Raw genomic sequence first — 19,919 nt, forward strand, 5'->3', positions numbered from 1 at the left:
GGTGGTTCAAAATTCAAGTTCTTCCTCGAACGCGATTTGGCGGGCTTTGGGTATTTTTCCCCCGACCTGAAAGGCGTTTTCCTGTTCGAGTGCCTTTTCTTTTTTGTCCTCAGCCACTTCAGGTGCGGCCTTTTCCCGCACCTCCAAAAATGCCTCACGCACGTAGTCACCAGACGTTTTGAAATACTGTGCAATGTTTGCCCTCAGCGACGGTTCCAGCGCTTCGCGCTCCCTGATGACGCGGTCATCACGAACCATGACCACATCCGTTCCAAGCTGCGTGAGCTTGCCGTCCGTGTCCAAAATGCCTTTTTCACGTAGCAGATCGACAGAACCAGGGTCTACACCGCCGTTTTGCTGTTCAAGGTCAACCCTGGCTATTTGGTGAAGTGCCTGATAGCCCAAATCTTTGATACTGGCGTTGGCCGCAAGCATGCGTTCATCGCGCATGGAAATCTTGCCGTCACCCAGCAGGTCAATATCTGCCACGGGGCTTTTTATGAGGATGTCAATCGTTCTTTGATCGGCGCGAAGAACGGACTTGCCCACAGGCGCGATCGTCAGGTTCTTGACCGGATCACCCGTGATGCCCGCTTCAACACTTGGGATACGGCCACGTTCAAGCCCTTGGGCGACCTGTTTACCTCTCATCCAGGCCCTTAACACCTCAGGCTCTGTGTTTTGCAATGGATAGCCCAATTTGCCAGAGATCTCCGCTGCACGGACCTTGAAGGCCGTGTCACCGATCAACAGCAGGCCTTTGTCGATGTCAAACTTTTTGGCGGCGATCTTGAGTGCCGCTTCGACATCGCGATCATCGGTTTTGCGCACATCCAGGCGGTCACCGACATCACGCACGGCCACCGTCAAGCCGCGCGTGTATTCCATGACGCCGTCCTTACCTTCACGCGCCTGCAAATCGGCCAGCACAATGTTGGGTGCTGTTTGTTGGCTGAAGCCTTCCAGGCCGGAATCCGGCGTCTTTTCTGCTTCTTCAATCAGACTGTCAAAAATGGGGTCATCGGGTTGTTCAAGCTTTGCATCTTTTAGGAAATCAAGCCAGATTTCCGGTTTGGCCAACGTGCCATCCAGTTCGCGAGCGGCCTTGTCTTTTTGGGCGTAATAGCCCTCAGTGAGTTTGGCCAGCTCGATGGCCACTGATGCAGCAATGGATTGCTCAGAAGCATTCTGCCCCTTCAGTCTGGCGTGCAGTTCGCCGCGAGTGGCTTCCATGCTGGACTGCAATTGCAGCCATTTTTCGCGGTATTGCTGTTCGTGCTGATTAATCCCGCCATTGCGAATTTCTCGCGCAGGGGCAGTTTTGGCCTCAAAGGCATCCAGTAGGGCAATTCGCTTTTGTTGTTCACCAGTCAAAGTTTCCATAGATGGCCTTTCAGGTACAAACTCATTGACCACCGGAATCAGGCGGGGTGCAGTCGATCAGTGGGATGGTGAGTGCTGGTCCCCAGCGGCCCTCATTGGCTGACTTTTGAATCAGTGCATTGCGAAAGGCCATGTCATCTTCATAGGCAGCACGCCACTTGCCCTTTTGTTGCAGCCAGGGCTTGGCCAGGTCGAGCGATGCACGCCGTTTTCCAATCAAGGTTTGATGCTCAGGCGTCAAGACGCCATAGCCCGCATAGACTTTCCAACCAACAAAATCGGTGCTGGTTGAGGCACAGCCACCCCCGGCAGGTGAAGTGGGCATGCACGCGGAGTACGCAAAAGTTGACCCCAGTGCCGGTGTTTCAACGTAAGTGGGGAAGCCGCCGGTCGTCCAGGCCACCCAGCCACTGGGTGTCAAAAATGCAGCGGGGTAACCGGGCACCCCTGGGTCTTCAATACCCACCCAAATGGCACCGGGCAGGCCCACATCGGATGCGGCAACGGTGCCACTGATTGACACTGAAGCGGGTGATGGGTCATACGCCGTGCCAGCGCAAAAGACGTTGCCGCCGACGGTTTGGGCCATGGCGACCATGCCGTGGGCTAGCAGCAAAGTGAAAGCGGAATTTTTCAGCATGGGACGGCATTCCTTTTAGGAAGGCCAGTCCAGCATCAAGACTTTGAGGGAAAGGTTGTGAACCCCCGCTGGACTGGCTTTACCCATACCGCGAAGGCGCAAATGCAGTCCCAGGACGATCTTCCGATCCCATTGGAAAGTATTGCAGCCATGATTTCCAGGAAGTTCTCAAGGGCTACAAGATGAAATCGTCAATGAGCCGCAAGGGCAACTGCTGGGACGCACCCACCGAAAGCCTGTGGGGCCGTCTGAAGGTCGGCAGGCTATACGGCAGACGGTTTGCCACGCGACGCCATGGACGAGGTGATCGATTGGCTGGCGTTCTACAACCACAAGAGATTGCACTCAACGTTGTGCTAAGTGACTCCGATGACGTTTGAGCAACGCTGGATAGCGGCCCAGCAGCTAGACCGGAAGTCCGCATAATGGGCAGCCTAAGGAGTCCGGAAAACAGGGGCAAGTTCAGTTTTGGGATCGAGGTATTTGCCGCTGTCTTTCAGAAAGACAAACTAGTGGCCCAGGGTTTCAGGCCGGGCCTTGATCAGATAGTTCAGTGCGTCGCTCATGGTGAATTTCCTTTGAAAATCAAGAATGCAAAACCAGCACCGGGTGCTCGGACAGCCCCATCACCTTCTGCGCCACACCGCCGAGCAGGGCGCGGCCAATGCCGGGCTCGCCGCGGCTTCCCATCACGATCAGGTCGGATTGAGACGCCGCCCTGGCCGCGAGGATCTCGGTGAAAGGCTTGCCCACACGCACCTCACCCTGGGCCACCACCCCGAACGCACGCGCCGCAACAAGCATGTCGGTGACAAACGCATCTACCGGCGGTCGCTGGGCTTCGGTACCGACCACGCTCACCAGTTGCATCGGCAAGGCGCATTGGGCGGCCACGCCCATTGCAGTGGCAACAATCTGGCGCCCGGTTGGCGTGGCCTCGGCCGCCACCAGCACACGCTGCTGCCACAAGCACGCCTCGCGCGGCACGATCAACACATGGCAAGGCGCGTGAGTGACCACCTTGCTGACCATCTCGCCGACCAGCAAATTGGCCAGCAAGCCGCGCTTGCCACGGCGGCGGATGATGACGACATCGCTGCCCTGCTGACGGGCCTCGTCAACGATTTCCTGGTAGGGCTCCTGGCCCCGGCGCAGACGCAGGTCGATGGCCACGCCAACGGCTTGAGCCTGTTGACGCAGCTCGGCAATTTTCACCGCCGCTTCCTGCTCGGCCTTAGCCGCAATTTGCGGCGCAATGGCTTCATATTCAGGGTTGCTGACCAGCGGCAGCACGGTGGCCAAGGGCAACTGGCAGCGCTGCGCCAGGGCCAAGGCCATGGCCTCGGCACCGGTGTCATATTCGCTGTGCTCGGTGGCCAGCAGCAAGTGGGTGAACAATTGCGTCATACTCAGTGACCTCCCGTCAGCAGCCCTGAGGCGGCCAACAACAACACCGCCAGAATGACCGCACAAATCACCGCATAAACCCTGTCCTTGCGCTTGGCATAAAGCAGCATCAGACCCAGCAACGGCGCCAGGGAGCTGCCTGCAAGCAAAGCAATGCCGACCAGGTTGGCCAGGTCGCCATGATAGGCAAGTGCCACCCAGCCCCAACCCTGGGGAGTCGCGGTGCGTTGCAGGTAGACGTCGACCGGCAAGTTCCAAAGGCCGGGCAACTGGTCCAGCGGAACGTGCGGGGGCAGGATGCCAAAGATGTAAGCCGCAAAAGCCAGCAGCAGGGCCAGCACACCCAGGCGTGTGCTCCAGTCAAGCAACAGGGCGTAACGCCGCGACTCATCCCGTTGTTGTTGGGCGTGCAAGTGCTGCGCAGTGGTAAGTGTTTCGCTTGTCATGCTTGCTCAGCTTTCATATCCAGATTCCCAAACCCTTGAGCAGGGCGCGCACCCCGGCAAAAAGCAGGAGTGTGATCACCATCTTGCGAATCACCGAGCCCTTGAGCACATGCAGCAGGCGCGCGCCGATGCGTGCACCCAGCATCATGCCGACCACCGACGGCACGGCAATCATCGGCAGCACCGCACCACGGTTCAGGTAAACCCAGGCGGCAGAAGAGTCCACCAGGGACAGCACCAGGCCCGAGGTGCCCGCCGACACCTTGAGCGGCACACCCATCAGCAAATTGAGCGCGGGCACATTGGCCCAACCGGCGCCAATGCCAAACATGCCGGCCATGACGCCGATGAGCAAAAACACAAACAGGCCCAGCGGCGTGCGGTGCACCTGCCAGTCAATGGCACGGCCGGAAGCGCCGTCGATGAAAACACCATGAATGCCCAGCGCGCTCGACAGGCGATCAGGCTGCACCACATGCGGAAACTCTGATTTTTTGGCCGCCAGCATGAGCGCCACGATGCCCAGAACGATCACGCCCAGTGCAATCTGGATGACCGAGGCGGGCAGCGCCAGGCCCAGCAAGGCCCCCGCGATCGAACTCATGCAGGCCAGCAGCGCCAATGGCAAGGCCAGCCGCACGCTGGCCAGGCCGCCACGCAGCAGCATGGGCCCGGCCGCCAAAGCGCTGGCCAATGCCACCAGCAGACCTGCCCCGCGCACAAAGTCCAGGTGAAACGGGAAAAAGCCGCCAATGATGGGCACAAACAGCGTGCCACCGCCAATACCGGCGGGCACCGCCACGATGCCAATCAGGAAACAGGTGACAAACAGCGCCAGCGGCCAAAACCACCAGGGCATGGCGCTTGCGGGCACCACAGTATCGGCGGCGTGTGCGTGCAGGGCCGTCATCCCATAGACCGCAACCAACAGGCCCAGCTGTTGCAAACTGGCCAGCGTGCGGGTGAATAACTTGAGCATGTGCAAACGGGCTCAGGAGATGGTTTGGTAGTACAAATTTTGCGGGTGGTTGGCCTGCGCAAAAAAGAACCAGCGCTCGGCCAGCAAACCCAGGTACTGCAGCACAAAGGCCAGCAACAACAACACGGTGGAAGCCGTACTGACCCCGAGTGCCAGGGTCAGCAGCGGCATCGGAAACACCAGCAACAAAAACGTCCATTTGACCGAGCGCAGCAATTGGGCGCTGCGGCCATGAAAGAACTCACGCGTGTTGAACGAGCCGCCCATGAAACCCTGCGCCTTTTGCACGATGCGCGGGTGCTTGATGCCAATGGCGCTTTGCAGGGTGGACTTGGGCTTGAGCCGGGCGTTGCGAATGAGCGAGGCACTGCGCGTGACCCAGGCCAGCAGCGTGAGCCCTGCCGCAGCCAAAGCGTAGGGGCCAACCAGCGCCATCATGCCGAAGCCGGCGGCCAGCAGCGTGGCCAGCGTCAGGCCCGAGGCACAGCCCAGCAGCAGGTAGTTGACGAGTGTCAGCGGGCTGGCCCATTCCTGCAAAAAGCGCACCGAGGCATAAATCATGGCTGTGGCCACGAACAGCGCCAGGCACAGCAGCACCGTGACCGCGCCAATCAATTTGGTGTTGCCCAAACCAAACCAGTGCGAGACGGCGTACAAAAACAGGCCCAGCATGAACAGCGGCAAGGCAATCACCTCGCGCGCCAGCCAGGAGGTGCGCCACATGGTGGCCGAGCGCCAGGCACGCTCCGGGTGCCCGAGGTGAAAGAACGAGGCCAGCAGGCCCAGGCCAGTCAGCACCAATGCCACAGCGCTGGCCGTGGACAGGAACTGCTGACTCTCCAGCGCAGTGAGCGCGCCCAGACCGCTGATCTCGGTGCCGTACAGGGCCAGGAACAGCCCCTGCGCCGCACCGGCGAGCGTGGTTAAAAAGATCACAGAAAAAGCGGGTTGCATCGTAAGTCCGTCTGAGGTTCAGGTTGCAAAGTCTTCACGCCCCGCGCCACGGCCGGCGTAGTCGGGTTGTTTGCCGTCGAGCTTGAGCGGGTTGTCGACGCGCTCGAGGTCTTCGGGGTGAATGCGGATCTCGGTCTTGCGCCGCGGCAGGTAATGGTTGGCCGGGCGTGTGCCCCACTCGGGCATGAGCTGGTAGCCGCCGCGCTCGGCAATGGCCTTGGAGACCACCGACTCGGGGTCGTGCACGTCGCCAAAGAGCCGGGCGTTGGCCGGACAGGCCAGCACGCAGGCGGGCTTGCGCTCGGGCTCGGGCAGCTTGGTGTCGGTGACGCGGTCCACGCACAGCGTGCACTTGGTCATGACCTTGCGCTCTTCGTCGAACTCGCGCGCACCGTAGGGGCAGGCCCAGCTGCAGTATTTGCAGCCGATGCACTTGTCGTAATCCACCAGCACAATGCCGTCCTCGGCGCGCTTGTAGCTCGCGCCCGTGGGGCATACCGGCACGCAGGGCGGGTCTTCGCAGTGCAGGCAGCTCTTGGGAAAGTGCACGGTTTGCGTGTTCGGGTACTCACCCACTTCGAAGGTCTGCACCCGGTTGAAAAAAGTGCCGTTGGGGTCGGCCGCGTAGGGGTTGAGGTCGACCAATGCACCTGCCGTGCCGGAGGTGTTCCACTGTTTGCAGCTGGTCACACAGGCGTGGCAGCCGACACACACATTGAGGTCGATGACGAGGGCGAGTTGGGTCATTTGCTGTCTCCCCTGCCCGCGAAATAGGCCTGGATGCGTGGCAGCACCTGGCGCATGCCGGGGGCTGCGGGCACCGCCTTGAATTGTGGAAAGGTTTGTTCAGGCTCGCCCTCGGCGGCCTTGTAGATGCGCACCCGCACGTCGTACCAGGCAGCCTGGCCGGTGATGGGGTCGGAGTTGGACACGGTAGATGCCGAGCCCGCCAGCGGCAGCTCCTCGGAAATCAGGTGGTTCAGCAGGAAGCCGCGTTGCGATTCGTTGGCATCGGCGCTCAGGTTCCAGGCGCCTGCCGACTTGCCAATGGCGTTCCAGGTCCAGACCGTGCCGGGCTCCACCGCCTCGGAGTAGCGGCACATGCAACGGACCTTGCCCCACTGCGACTCGACCCACATCCAGCCGCCATCGGCAATACCCTGGGCCTGGGCGGTCTTGGTGTTCACAAACAGGTAGTTGTGCGTGTGGATCTGGCGCAGCCAGGCGTTTTGCGAGTCCCAGGAGTGGTACATGGCCATGGGGCGCTGGGTGATGGCGTTGAGCGGGTATTTGCCCATGTCGGTGGCCTGCTCTTCGAGCGGCGCGTAATGAAACGGCAGCGGATCGAAATAGGTCTCCACCCGTTTGCGCAGGTGGTCCGGCGGCTGCTTGCCAGCGCGCTTTCCCTGCGCTGCACGGCGAAATCCCTGCAGGAATTCGGAGTAGATGTGGATAACGATGGGGTCCTTGTCGCGCCGGATGCCGATTTTTTGCGCCCATTCCATGTAGCCCAGGTTCCAGTTGCGCATGTACTGGTGCTCGGGTGGCATCTGGTAGTGAAAGACGCAGTTGTTCTTCTCGTACATCTCCCACTGCTTGGGGTTGGGCTCACCGCGCATGGATTTCTCGCCGCCCTTGCCGCGCCAGCCCGCCAGGAATCCAATGCCGGAGCCGGGTGCGGTTTCGTAATTGACAATAAAGTCGGTGTAACCCTTGTACTTGCGGCTGCCATCGGGGTTGGTAAAGGCTGGCAGTTTGAGCCGGCTGGCCAGCTCGACCACCACCTCCTGGAACGGTTTGCACTGACCCTTGGGCGCCACCACCGGGATGCGCACCGAGTCAACCGGGCCGTCAAATTCAGAGATCGGGCGGTCCAGCATCGACATGGTGTCGTGACGTTCCAGGTAAGTGGTGTCGGGCAGCACCAGGTCGGCAAAGGCTGTCATCTCAGACTGGAAGGCGTCGCACACCACCAGGAACGGAATCTTGTACTCACCGGCTTTGTCGCCATCCGCATGTTTGTCGTTGAGCATTTCGCGCACATCCGACGTGTTCATGGTGGAGTTCCAGGCCATGTTGGCCATAAAAATCAGCAGGGTGTCAATTCGGTAGGGGTCACCGCGCCAGGCGTTGGTGATCACGTTTTGCATCAAGCCATGGGCTGAGAGTGGGTGTTCCCACGAAAAACCCTTGTCAATGCGCACCGGGCCACCGGCTTCATCCACAAACAAATCGTCCGGACTCTCCGGCCAGCCCAGCGGCGCGCCGTCCAGCGGCGTGTTGGGTTTGACCGCCTGCGGCCCCTTGGGCGGGCGGGCATTGGGCGGCACGGCGCGTGGGTATGGCGCTTTGTGCCGGAAGCCGCCGGGTCGGTCGATGGTGCCCAGCAAGGACATCAAAATGGACAGCGAGCGGATGGTCTGGAAACCGTTGGAGTGCGCCGCCAGGCCCCGCATGGCGTGAAAGGCCACCGGGTTGCCGGTGACGGATTGGTGGCGCTTGCCCCAGCAATCGGTCCAGGCAATGGGCAGCTCTATTTTTTGGTCACGTGCGGTGATACCCATCTCATGGGCCAGGCGCGTGATGGTGGCGGCCGGAATGCCGGTGATGCCCTCGGCCCACTCCGGCGTGTAGGGTTTGACGCGTTCTTCGAGCAACTGGAAGGCGGGCACGGCGGGGGTGCCGTCGGGCATCTTGAAGTGGCCCAGCAGCGCCGGGTCAGCGCCTTCGGTGTGGTCAGACACGCTTTGCTCGCTGTGCCGGTCCCACCAGCTGAAGTTGGCCGGGCGCAGCGGGTTGACCACGTCGCCCTCCGGGTTGCGCACAAACATGCCAAAGTCGTCGGAGGCAACGTCCTGGTTCACCAGCTGGCCGGCGTTGGTGTAGCGCGCCAAAAACTCGCGGTCGTACAGGCCTTGCTTGATGAGTTCGTGGATCAGCGCCAAAAACAGGGCACCGTCGGTGCCGGGTTTGATGGGAATCCATTCGTCGGCAATGGCCGAGTAGCCAGTGCGCACCGGATTGATCGAGACAAAGCGCCCACCACCCCGCTTGAACTTGGAAAGCTCCTTTTTCATGGGGTTGGAATGGTGGTCTTCGGCGGTGCCGATCATCACGAACAGCTTGGCGCGCTCCAGGTCGGGGCCGCCGAATTCCCAGAAGGAGCCGCCAATGGTGTAGATCATGCCGGCGGCCATGTTAACCGAGCAAAAACCGCCGTGAGCGGCGTAGTTGGGGGTGCCGAACTGGCGCGCAAACAGCCCGGTGAGCGCCTGCATCTGGTCGCGCCCGGTGAACAGGGCAAACTGTTTAGGGTCGGTGGCGCGCAGCTTTTTAAGCCGCTCCTCCAGCATGGCAAAGGCCGCGTCCCATTCGATCTCTTCAAATTGGCCATCACCGCGGTCGCTGCCTGGTTTGCGCAGCAAGGGCTTGGTCAGGCGCGCCGGTGAATACTGCTTCATGATGCCCGAGGAGCCCTTGGCGCAAATCACGCCCTGATTCAAGGGGTGGTCGGGGTTGCCCTCGATGTAGCGCACTTCACCGTTGCGCAGGTGCACCCGGATGCCGCAACGGCAGGCACACATGTAGCAGGTGGTATTTTTGACCTCGGTTCTGGCGCCGGGTAACGGTGCAGCAATCGGGTCGTGTAGCGGTTTTTTTGTCATTACGTGAAGCATTGAACCCCTCTGTCGGTGGTGCAACACCATGCTGCACGGGAACCTGCATGCAGTCTAGCCAATATCAGTTAACAAATAAAGCGGATAATTTAGTTCAGTATGACCTTAAAATCCGTTCAATTGAACTTGCCACGAACAGCGTCCGGTTTGAGATTAAACCTGCGCCAGCTCAAGGTATTTGTCGCCACCGCACGGGCTGGCTCCACGCGCGCCGCGGCTGACCATATGGCCCGGTCTCAGTCGGCAGCCAGCGCAGCGCTGGTCGATCTCGAAGGCTCGCTGGGCGTTCGGCTGTTCGACCGCGTCGGGCGCCGACTGGTTCTCAATGAACATGGCCGAACCTTGCTACCCAGGGCTGAATCCTTGCTTGATCACGCGACCGAAGTCGAGCACCTGTTTGACGGGGAGCATGCTACGCCGCTTCGCATGGCCGCGAGCCTGACAATCGGGGAATACCTGCTGCCCGCGCTGATTGGGCGCTGGAAAATTTCGCATCCGTCTAGCCCGGTGAACCTCATGATCGGTAACTCCGGCGAAGTGGTCGAGGCTGTTACCTCGTTCGAAGCTGACATCGGCTTCATCGAAGGGCCACAAACCCATCCGGATTTAGTTCTACGCCCCTGGCTGATGGACCGCATGGCGATCATCGCGGCACCGCACCACCCTTCTGTCGGCACGGTTGTTGACCTGAAACAGTTGCGCCAGGCTGCCTGGGCGTTACGTGAGCCGGGCTCCGGCACCCGAGAGGCGGCCGAGCGCTGGCTGGTGGAGCGGCTCGGTAACCTGAACGTTGACCTGGTGCTCGGCAGTACCGAGGCACTCAAAGGCGTCGTCGCCTCGAGTTCATTGCTGGGTTGCGTGTCCGTTCGTGCTATTGCACGGGAGCTTGCGCAGGGAACGTTGGTGGAGATTGCCACCCGCTTGCCGGCTGCCATGCGCAGGCTCACGATCGTCGTTCATCGTGAGCGACGGCTCGGTTTGGGAACGCTGGATTTCCTCAGCATGTGCAGCAACGTAGAAGCTGATCAGATGCCACGCACGTGATGCCGACTTGGCTCTGGTGGCATCAAGGACCCAGCCCGTTGAACATATTTAAGAAGAAACACCACGACGCAGGACAACTGGCTTGCCCCCGTGCTTACGCTTGACCATCCATTGCGCCAACGCCGAATCAAGGTAGTCGGCGTGACCAGGAAACCACCGCACCAGTTCGGCGGCGAACGAGCGGCCAATGGCAATGTTTCCAGTTGTCACGAGTGCCCGCACATCGTCGGCCGATTTCATTACTGCCGCGTGCTCGTCCATATGGCAGTCTTTGGGTGGGAAGTTGGTCTCGATCATCCAAGCATCTTCTGCGCCGAAGTGTGCTTTGGCATGCAAAATAAATTGCGCCAGCGCTGCTGGAAATTCTGCGTCTGTGCAGCTCTGCATGGCTTGAACGATTTGCACGAATTCGCGATGAACATCGTCCATTTCATGAAAACCAACAAGGTAAGCATCGGTCCAGACAAATTCAGTTGGGGTGATTTTCGGGGTGTGTGGCATAACAATTTAATTCCGTGGTGGAAGGTTTCCATGCCCGGGTGTTGCAATTAATGTTGTGGAGCGTTGCGAAGGTGCGCGCGCAAGGTATTGAATGGAGTGTGAATGCCGAAAAGGTCCAATGTTAACGCGCTGATCGTTCACGTTTCTCTCTTGACATTTACGCGGCGACCAGAATCACAGCCGACACGGTGATCAGCAATAGCAGCGTCACACGGCGGAAAAGCCGCTCATTCACGTGACGAAACAGACGTCCTCCGAACCATGCTGAGGCCAGATATACCGGGGCCAAGGCCATTGCCATTAACACAATTTGCGGGTCCAGCACGCTGGTGATTCCCATCGCAGCAAGCCCGGCGAACGAAGCCGCAGCCACGTACACCATCAAGTTCGCGCGCAGCACAGGCAATGATTCGCCACTGGCCATCAAGTACAGAATCACCGGCGGTCCGCCCATGCTGGTAGCGCCGACCAGCACGCCACCAATCCCGCCGACAGCGAGCCGCGCGCTGGTTGACGCTCGGGTGCGAATTTGAACGCCGAAAAACATGATCAACGCGAACGACAGCACCACGACCGCAATCGCCTTGCGCATCAGGTTCGCTTCCACGTGGGCAAGCAGCAACCCGCCAATCGGCGCGGCGACGAAGGCAGCCGCAATGATGGGTCGCATCACCTTCCAGTTGGCTATTCGTGCGACGGCCGGCAGCAGGGGCAGCGGCGCGAACCCCTCAAGCAGAAGGGCTGTCAGCACGGCCGCCTGGGGACCGATCAAGAGGGCAAGCAATGGTGACATGACCATCGCGCCGCCAAAGCCCGTGACGCCGCGCACGACGCCGGCCAAGCACACGATCAAAGCTGAAATGAGAATATCAACGGTGCTCATCAGGTGGACTCGGAAAGCAACGGGTGGTGGAACGACTTCGGAGCGTGTGTTGTCATGGTTCGGATCTCACTTGGAATGGCAGGTTGAGCAAACGCAATCAATCGACACGCGGCTACACTCTAGGCCAGTTCGATCACCTTGAGTTTCATCATGAAAACGGAAACTAACGGCACGGTAGGCACGCTTGCACGCGGCCTTAAATTGATACAGGTTCTGACCGAAGCGCCTGCCCCTATATCTCTTGCACGTTTGGCGCGCGCCACAGGCTTCGATACCAGTACCTGTCATCGGATGTTGCAGACGCTGACCCTGGAGGGCTGGGCCGTCCAGGACGACCTGACGCGTGAATACGCGGCAGGTCCCCATGCGCTGGTGCGATGCGCGCCGTGGCACCCCTGGTCGTTGTTCAAGCTGCAAGCAAGGCCCCATCTCGAGCGACTGAACGAACGCACCAAGGAAACGGTGGGATTGATCGCCTTCACTAGCATCGAGCGGGTGATCGTCGATGTGATACATGGGCAACTCACGCTCAGTTCCTACTACGATATCCGGCTCGCGTCCCCATTGCACGGTTCGGCTTCCGGCAAAATTTTGCTGGCCGCAATGCCGCCAGCGCGGCGCGAGGCGTTGCTCGGCCCAGGACCATACCCAGCAACCACGCCGTTCACGGTGACCGAACCCAAGAAGCTGGCGGGGCAGTTGAACGAAATCAGTAAAAATGGTTTCGTGATCTCGCGCGACGAGTCTTTTGTGGGGCTCGTCGCCTACGGCGCACCCATCACTTACAGGGGCGATACGCTGGGCTGCATAGTCATCACCTGCTCCAGCGATGTCGAACACGTGTTCGACGACGAACGGATGGGCCGCGAGTGCAAGGAAACGGGTGAACTCATCAGTTCGGTCGTACCAGCCATTCATCAGTTGTCGCATTTTCTGGCCGGGTTCTGAGTCGGCCAAAGTTCAGATACTTGCCTGGACTCTTTAATTCGATTCATGCCGCCTTCAGATGCGTTTCCCGGGCGAGCTTTTGCGCCTCGTCCTCCACCGCATCCTCCTGGCCGGCGACCACCTGACGCTTACCCAAGCGAATAATCAACTCGCGCGGATCAACGTTGTAGTGCTTCGCGGCGTGCTTGACGGGGTGCACGTAACCGCCATAAACATTGGCGTAACCCATCAAGATGGAGTCGTTGTCGATCACCGGCATGGGCTGCGGCGCAACCAGATCGGCAAAGGTCTGGGCGGCATCAAGAATGCCGAACAGATCAGTGCCCACTTCATGACCAGCCCGCTTGAGTGCTGCAATCACCGTTTCTGTCTGGGCGTTGCCTGCACCGCCGCCGAAGCCCTTGAGGCTACCGTCGATATAGGTCACACCCTCGTCAATGGCCGCCAGAATATTCCCAATGGCCAGTCCCAAATTGTTATGCGGGTGAAATCCAATCGGGATACTTACCGCCTTGCGCACCGCACGAACACGCGCGGCAACTTCAGACGGTACCAGGTGGCCTTGGGACTCTGCCAGGTTCACGTACTGCGCGCCGTATGATTCAAGTTTGGCGGCCTCTTCAGCCAAGAGTTCCGGGCTGGCCATGCCTGCGGAAACCAGATAACCGACCGTGAACATACCCAACTCGCGCGCCTTTTGAATGTGCTGTTCGGTCGTGTCCGCTTCGGTCGAGTGACTTGCAACGCGCGCCACAGTGACACCCGCTTCGGCTGCAGCTTCAAGGTCGCGAAAGATACCAAAACCGGGCAACAACAGGATGCCAACCTTGGCACGTTTGACAACCGAAGTGGCCGCTTTGATCAGATCAATGTCGGACACCGGCGCACGTCCCACGTGCACGGTACTGCCCCCCAGGCCGTCACCGTGCCCAACCTCAATGATGTCAACCCCGGCAGCGTCAAGCGCGGCCGCGGTGCGGCTCACGATGTCGGGCGTAAATTGGTGCCTGTAGGTGTGGTTGCCGTCGCGCAATGTCACGTCAACGAAAGTAATCTTAGCCATGTTTATTTCCTTTCAAGTATTAAGTATTGGTGGGTAGTCATGGGCGACCACGCAACCCGAGAACCATCAATCAGTACAGCAGCCGACGCTCGGCCACCGCAACTGCTGCAGCGTTGATGATGTCGAGATTGCCCGCATATTTGGGCAGGAAATCACCGGCACCGGTGACCTCGATCGTGGTCATCACGTGGTCGTCACGCAAGAAGGGTTCCACGACCAATTGGTAGCCGGGGACATAGCGCTGTACGTCTGCCACCATGCGGTGGATGGAAACCCGAATGGCCTCAATATCGACATCTTTTCCGACCACGGTGTACACCGTGTTGCGCATCAAAACCGGTGGATTCGCAGGATTCACAATGATCAGTGATTTGCCGCGTTGCGCACCGCCGACTTCTGCCAGCGCGGTGCTCGTGGTGTGTGTGAACTCTTCAATGTTGTGACGCGTGCCGGGACCGATGCTTTTACTGGACACCGTGGCGACAATTTCGGCATAGCTCACCGGCACAACGCGCGACACGGCGTACACGATTGGCACCGTCGCCTGGGCCGCGCATGAGATCAGGTTGTAGTTGTTGGCGGCCTTGTTCGCACCGATGTTGACTGACGGCACCACGCACGGGCCAACCTTGGCGGGAGTCAAATCGACAGCCAATATGCCTGCTTTCTCGTAGCGCGGGGCATTGGCGGCGTGAATCTTGGCGGAGGTGGCCTCGAACACCACGTCGATTGAACCGCCTTGAAACACGGCCTCGACGCCGTCGGTGGACGTGCCAAGTCCCATTTCACGTGCGCGTGCCAAGCCTTCAGAGGCGGGGTCGATGCCGGATACGAGCACGACCTCGAAATTCGGGTTGCGATGAAGTTTGTACATCAGGTCGGTACCGATGTTTCCTGAACCAACGATGGCGGCACGCAATGGGCGTCGGTTGCTGTTTTGGGTAATGGTCATGGTCAATTGCTTTTTAGGACGAGTTGAGAAATGGTGAAAGAAGGGATATGGATCAAATTGGCACGTGCAGACCAGGACTCCAGTCGCGGGTGTCCAGCCGAACTTCCCGCTGGGTCAGTTTCAAAGCACCCGGATCGCCGATCACGACGGTGTCGACACAGGTTCCGACGGCCAGCAGGCGCGATATGCCTTCAGGGTCGGTATGAACGAGCAACATGCGGGAGGTCGCCTCGGCGCAACTGTCTCCGACGGTGCGGATCGTCGCTGTGCTGAGGTGACGAACCAGGCGCCCGGCCATGCGAACATGTTGGGGCACCATCTTCAACATGGACTTCAAGTCGTTCAGGTCGTGGTCTAGCCAAACCATGTCCTGGCCAAGCTCCGGGCTGTGTGCAACCACGCGGTAGGTAAAGTCAGCGTTGCAATTCGCCAAAAATGCATCAAACTGTTCGTCATCCAGGTTCATGGCCACGCGAGCCAGCAGCTCGCGGACGTTTTCTCGCATTTCAAGAGTCGGGTTCATCGTTCAGTCCTTCACGGTTGTTGCGGCGGTCACCGTATTTATTGACGCGGATCGCGCTTGGCCAAGAGGGTTGCTTGCCTCGCGCCCCATCATTCGACCCCACACGTGGTAGTAGGCGCGCATGATTTCGTCATCTTGTGACATCAGGTTTTCATGGCGTGCAAACACGCCCCAGCGTGATCCGCCGTGCCGCAAGGTGCGCTCTACTGCTTCAACAAAGATGACGTCTTCGGCGAGGTTGCGGCCAAGCGGTCCCCAGAACTGGTTGTGGTGCTTTTGGCGGGTACGGCGATCTTCGGCGCTATCGCCCTTGACACCCAAGCCGCGTTGCTCAAGGATGGTCACACCCGGCGCAATCGGAATGGTGGTGTCGATGCGGACAACCGAGCCGCGGATGATGATCGTGGTGTTGGGGAACAAATCGACGACGCGGAATTCGCCGGGTGTCAGGCCTGGCAGTAATGTATGGTCGCGCGACTCCCAGCCACTGTAGTTGTCGTACTTGACCGCTAGCGGATCCAGCCAGCCATGACCATTGGCGTGTATACCCCAGAGGCGCTCGTGGTATCCCTTGGCAGCCACCGAGGTGACGCGGTTCACCACGTGGCCCCATTCATGGTAGAGCTCCATGTTCGTTTCCTGCCACTGCTTCCAGTTGGCCCGCATCGTCACCCGATGCAGATGGAAAACCTCAAGCGGCACCGTTCCCATGGGTTCGCGCAACTGGTCAAGCGAGTCGCCGATATGACGATCAAAAGCCTCGGCGTTGTCGTCCAGGTTGATGAAGACTAGACCGAGTGGGGTTTCGCAGCGGACCGCGCGCAGACCGGACGCTTCTTTGGTCGGACCGTGCTGTGCATAACCCTCCGGCCGCGTCATTTCGGTACAGCGCCCATTGGTATCGAAAGTCCACCGGTGGAAGAAGCAAGTCAGGCGTTTGGCGTTGCCGCGTGGCTTGGTCGCCACCAACGCGCCGCGGTGCGAGCAGGCGTTGTAGAAGCAGCGGATCACGCCGTCTTCGCCCCTGGTGAGCAACAACGGAATACCGGCATGTTCAGTGGTGCGATAGTCGCCCGGGTTGGGCAGTTCGCTTTCGTGGCAAACGAACTTCCAGGTCTTGGCGAATATTTTGTTGCGTTCTTCCGCAAGAATATGCTCACTCGTGTAGATTGACGCATCGACGTAATGGTCGGCAGGAAGGGTTGGAGGCGCATCCCAATCAATAGCGTTTGTAGACATAAGAAATGTCCTTTCAAGATAAAGAGAATTAACGAGACGGTATGAACGCCAGCGACAACCAGGGGAAAATCGCTATCAGAATCCACGCAGCCAAGAGCACAAATATCATCGGCCAGATAGATTTGATGACGTGCCCAAACGGCACCTTGCAAACCGCGCTGACCACGAATAGATTCAGGCCGTAGGGCGGGGTAATGAAACCAATGCTCGTACCAACGACGAAAATGACCCCCCAGTGCACCGGATCAAAGCCCAAGTTCAGCGCAACCGGTGCCAGCATCGGTGCCAGGATCAATACAACAGCCACTGATTCTGTGAAGGCTCCGACCAGCAGTATCAGAAGCATCATTGAAACGAGTACTGAAAATTGCCCATAAGATTGCCCAACAGACGCCAGCAAATCCTGGAGTGCCTGACTTGCACCGAGCTGGGCAAGGACTTGTTGAAAGAGTACTGAAAACCCAACCAGCGGCACGATCATTCCGGTAATAGCGGCGCTGCGCATCATGATTGAGGCAAGATTGCGCATCTTGATCTTGCGCGTGATGAACAGTCCCGCCAGGCAGGTAAAAATGGTGACGACACCGGCCGCCTCAGTGGGACTGAACAAACCACCGAACACGCCATAGAAGATCACCCCAATGGCCAGGAACCCCAACCAAGCCCCGACCGCGGCGCGCGAGATGTCTGAAAGCTTCAGACTTTTCAAGCCAGCAGAAGGCTCGTATTTGCGGGAAAGGAATGAACCAGCAACCAACATCATCAGAACCATCAGGATGCCCGGCAGAATGCCGCCGCTGAACAGGTCGGTTGACGATACGTTGAGAGTGATTCCGTAGACAATAAAAATCACACTGGGAGGAATGATGACCCCCACCGTGCCCGCAGCCGCGACAATGGCCGCAGCCCGACTGGTGGGCATGCCGGTGCTGGCCATTGCCGGGCCCAACATTCTTCCCATCGTCGCTGCGGTCGCCGAATTGGAGCCGCTCACGGCAGCGAACATACCTGACGCCAAAATCGCCGAGCATGTCGTAGCACCCGGCAAAGGCCGGACCAGACTGCGCGCAAAAGCAACCAGTTTTTGAGAAATACCGCCTTCAGTCAGAAAGTCTCCCGTTGCCACAAACAGAGGGACCGCAAGAAAAACAAAACTCGTGATGCTGTCGGTTGCGCCGACACCGATGTTGGCGAGCGGAAAATCGATGACAAAGTAGGAGGCCGCGATAACCCATCCCGCGATGATCAAGAGAATAGGTGTTCCGGTGATGAACAACAGCGCGGTGAGAATCGAGATGATGCTTAAAATCATTTTAGGTACTCTTTTAGACTGAACAATATATAGGCGACATCAGGCTTGGGTTACTTCATCTGGCGCGTGTGTAATCACCGGTGCCTGGCCCGTGGTCACGATGTGCCACAGCCGCTGCGTGATGCGAGTCATCGTGAAGGTCCAGCCGATCGGAACTGCCACGCTGGCTGCAGCCAATGGAATATTGGTTCCGATGATGAGCTGTTTGAACTGAATATGTTGTTGCACGACGTTATACGAGGTATAGATGACGATCGCGCCAACGAGGTACCACAAGAGGCAATCGAGCACCTCGAAACCGGCGCGAACCCTTGGGCTGAAGCGCTCGCGGAACCCGGTAAAAGAAAGGTGCGTGTTGTGATGGACGTTATGGGCCATCGCAAACCAGGAAAGCCATACAAATGCATAGAGCGCGATGTCAGGGCCGGCCACCCATTGCGTGCCGGTGAGCAGGCGCCGAACAGCTTCGCCACCCACAAGCAAGATCAACGTGGTGTAACTGAGCAACATGATCGAATTTTCGACCGTGGTCACCACGCGGTCCAGGCGGGATGATGGAGTATGGGAGGCTATAGTTGACATGTTAGGTCTATCTCAGAGTGATGTATAGAAGAGGCGAACGTTTCTCAGAAACCTTGCCTGCGCCGAAGCATTTAAATCTAACGCAGGCAGGGTTTTATGCTCGAATTACGCCCACCACTTCTGTGACGAATGCGGCTTGCCGTTGTAACGAGCGGCCGCCTCTTTCATCGCACCGTATACGTCCAGGCCAGCGACCGAGTCGAGTTGTTTGCGCACGTCGCTGTACAGGGCGGCATTGCGCTCCATGCTGGCCGCATTCTTGAACTCGGCAAGCTCAGCGCTTGACAAGGTTTCCAGTTTCAAGCCTGCCTTGATATACGCAGAATCCTTGTCGGGGTTTGCGCCATTGCCGATATATTTGTTCTTGGCGAGGGCAACTCCGGCATACGCTGAATTTTGAGTCTCATAAGCCGCTTCGAGAATGCTTTCCTTGATCTTGTCCGGAAATTTGTTGAATACTGCGCTCGTCATGAACACCACTTCATATCCGGGTGCGAACTCGAGAGGCACGTCGTGCGTTAACACGGTATGCATCCCGAAACCGGTGGCAGCTCCGGGCCAGGTTTCGGCCCCGTCCACGACACCGGATTTCAGTCCTTCCAGCGTTTCGGTCCATGCCAGGGGGATGGGATTGGCCCCGATGCTCTTTATGAAATTGGCGATCATCACGCTGTTGGTGATGCGTAGCTTGGAGCCCTGGAAATCTTTGAAGGTCTTGATTGCTGGTTTGTCGGCGTACTTTTTCCCCAACATGACGTTGCGCATTTCGCCGCTGCCATATAGCAACTCGATACCGTACGCCTTGCGGAAAACATCCCGATAAAGCTTATTGGAATCCTTGCTGTGAAAGAAACTCAAATACGCGGTACGGTCGGACCATAAGAACGGAAAATCCATGGCGATCGAATAGGGGAAAACCGAACCCAGATTTTGCGGTGACGACGTACCGACATCGAGCACGCCACTGGTCACCCGGCTGCCGCAAGTATTTTCCGAGCATGCTTGACCCGAGCCGACAATCTGGAATTGGACGGCGCCATCGGTTTTTTGTTCTACCAGCTTTGTGAACTGATAAATGCCCGACTGCAGATGGAGCTCGTTGGTTTCCGACATGATGGTGCCGACACGCAACTTGTACTTGGCAGTACCTTGCGCACGCGCCTCTTTGGCCAAAAATGCCTGGCCTGGAACGATGCCGAGTGCGGCGGACGCGAAGGCAGCCCGACTACCATAAACGGCAGCAATGTCCAGGAAATGTCGACGACTTAGTTTCACATTCATTCTCTGTCTCCTAATGGTTTAATGTGCGGCCACCTCGGCCACGTTTTGGGCTTATGCCCGCCTACGAACCCTCTCCTGATGGTCCGAAAGTTCATCAAATGGCAA

General features: G+C 58.7%; 19 protein-coding genes and 1 pseudogene. 3 read left to right on the forward strand and 17 right to left on the reverse strand.

Annotated features, from left to right (window positions below; genetic code table 11):
• Positions 1-6 precede the first annotated feature (6 nt).
• Positions 7-1,383: an LPD7 domain-containing protein gene (locus tag PHF15_RS13995; RefSeq protein ID WP_300121948.1), complete on the reverse strand. Its 1,377-nt coding sequence runs from the start codon at positions 1,381-1,383 to the stop codon at positions 7-9.
• Between the two features lie 22 nt (positions 1,384-1,405).
• Positions 1,406-2,023, reverse strand: a complete 618-nt coding sequence (locus PHF15_RS14000) for a hypothetical protein (RefSeq protein WP_300121949.1) — start codon at positions 2,021-2,023, stop codon at positions 1,406-1,408.
• 137 nt (positions 2,024-2,160) lie between these two features.
• Here PHF15_RS14000 and PHF15_RS14005 point away from each other — a divergent pair.
• Positions 2,161-2,449: pseudogene (locus PHF15_RS14005) on the forward strand (IS3 family transposase); the annotation flags it as partial.
• Positions 2,450-2,608: 159 nt separating this feature from the next.
• On the opposite strand, the gene PHF15_RS14010 reads toward PHF15_RS14005, so the two are convergent.
• From PHF15_RS14010 to PHF15_RS14035, 6 genes are read right to left on the reverse strand one after another with little or no spacing between them, the layout of a single operon-like run.
• On the reverse strand, positions 2,609-3,430 hold the full coding sequence (locus tag PHF15_RS14010) for a universal stress protein (RefSeq protein ID WP_300121952.1): 822 nt from the start codon (positions 3,428-3,430) through the stop codon (positions 2,609-2,611).
• Between the two features lie 2 nt (positions 3,431-3,432).
• Positions 3,433-3,876 (reverse strand): hypothetical protein, encoded by a 444-nt coding sequence (locus PHF15_RS14015; RefSeq protein WP_300121954.1) that lies wholly within the window; start codon positions 3,874-3,876, stop codon positions 3,433-3,435.
• Between the two features lie 13 nt (positions 3,877-3,889).
• On the reverse strand, positions 3,890-4,855 hold the full coding sequence (locus tag PHF15_RS14020) for a sulfite exporter TauE/SafE family protein (protein ID WP_300121956.1): 966 nt from the start codon (positions 4,853-4,855) through the stop codon (positions 3,890-3,892).
• 12 nt (positions 4,856-4,867) lie between these two features.
• Positions 4,868-5,809, reverse strand: coding sequence for a DmsC/YnfH family molybdoenzyme membrane anchor subunit (locus PHF15_RS14025; protein ID WP_300121959.1), 942 nt, complete (start codon positions 5,807-5,809; stop codon positions 4,868-4,870).
• Between the two features lie 18 nt (positions 5,810-5,827).
• A complete protein-coding gene (locus PHF15_RS14030; protein WP_300121962.1) occupies positions 5,828-6,556 on the reverse strand; it encodes a 4Fe-4S dicluster domain-containing protein in 729 nt (242 codons plus the stop codon).
• Complete coding sequence (locus tag PHF15_RS14035) at positions 6,553-9,474, reverse strand: molybdopterin oxidoreductase family protein (RefSeq protein ID WP_300121964.1); 2,922 nt, start codon at positions 9,472-9,474, stop codon at positions 6,553-6,555. The genes PHF15_RS14030 and PHF15_RS14035 overlap by 4 nt, the downstream gene beginning before the upstream one ends.
• 111 nt (positions 9,475-9,585) lie before the next feature.
• Here PHF15_RS14035 and PHF15_RS14040 point away from each other — a divergent pair, with 111 nt between their 5' ends.
• Entirely contained in the window at positions 9,586-10,530 is a 945-nt protein-coding gene (locus PHF15_RS14040; RefSeq protein WP_300121965.1) for a LysR family transcriptional regulator, read from the forward strand.
• A 48-nt stretch (positions 10,531-10,578) separates the two neighbouring features.
• Here PHF15_RS14040 and PHF15_RS14045 read toward each other — a convergent pair whose 3' ends face one another.
• Positions 10,579-11,031, reverse strand: a complete 453-nt coding sequence (locus PHF15_RS14045) for a hemerythrin domain-containing protein (RefSeq protein WP_300121966.1) — start codon at positions 11,029-11,031, stop codon at positions 10,579-10,581.
• Positions 11,032-11,188: 157 nt separating this feature from the next.
• Entirely contained in the window at positions 11,189-11,914 is a 726-nt protein-coding gene (locus PHF15_RS14050) for a sulfite exporter TauE/SafE family protein (RefSeq protein WP_300121967.1), read from the reverse strand.
• A 150-nt stretch (positions 11,915-12,064) separates the two neighbouring features.
• Here PHF15_RS14050 and PHF15_RS14055 point away from each other — a divergent pair, with 150 nt between their 5' ends.
• The gene (locus tag PHF15_RS14055) at positions 12,065-12,862 is read left to right on the forward strand and encodes an IclR family transcriptional regulator (RefSeq protein WP_300121968.1); all 798 of its coding nucleotides are present in this window, start codon (positions 12,065-12,067) and stop codon (positions 12,860-12,862) included.
• A 43-nt stretch (positions 12,863-12,905) separates the two neighbouring features.
• Here the strand turns inward: PHF15_RS14055 and dmpG are convergent, their stop codons facing one another.
• The 7 genes from dmpG to PHF15_RS14090 all read right to left on the reverse strand — a co-directional run bounded on the left by dmpG (position 12,906) and on the right by PHF15_RS14090 (position 19,814).
• Entirely contained in the window at positions 12,906-13,925 is a 1,020-nt protein-coding gene (gene dmpG / locus PHF15_RS14060) for a 4-hydroxy-2-oxovalerate aldolase (protein ID WP_300121969.1), read from the reverse strand.
• Positions 13,926-13,995: 70 nt separating this feature from the next.
• Positions 13,996-14,877: an acetaldehyde dehydrogenase (acetylating) gene (locus PHF15_RS14065; RefSeq protein WP_300121971.1), complete on the reverse strand. Its 882-nt coding sequence runs from the start codon at positions 14,875-14,877 to the stop codon at positions 13,996-13,998.
• 52 nt (positions 14,878-14,929) lie between these two features.
• Positions 14,930-15,400 carry a nuclear transport factor 2 family protein gene (locus PHF15_RS14070; protein ID WP_300121973.1) on the reverse strand — a complete coding sequence of 157 codons (471 nt, stop codon included), beginning with the start codon at positions 15,398-15,400 and terminating at the stop codon, positions 14,930-14,932.
• A gap of 3 nt (positions 15,401-15,403) precedes the next feature.
• On the reverse strand, positions 15,404-16,639 hold the full coding sequence (locus tag PHF15_RS14075; protein WP_300121975.1) for a Rieske 2Fe-2S domain-containing protein: 1,236 nt from the start codon (positions 16,637-16,639) through the stop codon (positions 15,404-15,406).
• Positions 16,640-16,667: 28 nt separating this feature from the next.
• Positions 16,668-17,951 carry a TRAP transporter large permease gene (locus PHF15_RS14080; RefSeq protein WP_300121977.1) on the reverse strand — a complete coding sequence of 428 codons (1,284 nt, stop codon included), beginning with the start codon at positions 17,949-17,951 and terminating at the stop codon, positions 16,668-16,670.
• 39 nt (positions 17,952-17,990) lie between these two features.
• Complete coding sequence (locus PHF15_RS14085) at positions 17,991-18,533, reverse strand: TRAP transporter small permease (RefSeq protein WP_300121978.1); 543 nt, start codon at positions 18,531-18,533, stop codon at positions 17,991-17,993.
• A gap of 105 nt (positions 18,534-18,638) precedes the next feature.
• On the reverse strand, positions 18,639-19,814 hold the full coding sequence (locus PHF15_RS14090; RefSeq protein WP_300121979.1) for a TRAP transporter substrate-binding protein: 1,176 nt from the start codon (positions 19,812-19,814) through the stop codon (positions 18,639-18,641).
• Positions 19,815-19,919: the final 105 nt, after the last annotated feature.

Origin of the sequence: Rhodoferax sp., assembly GCF_028689295.1 — a bacterium.
In the GTDB taxonomy this organism is placed as follows: domain Bacteria; phylum Pseudomonadota; class Gammaproteobacteria; order Burkholderiales; family Burkholderiaceae_C; genus Rhodoferax.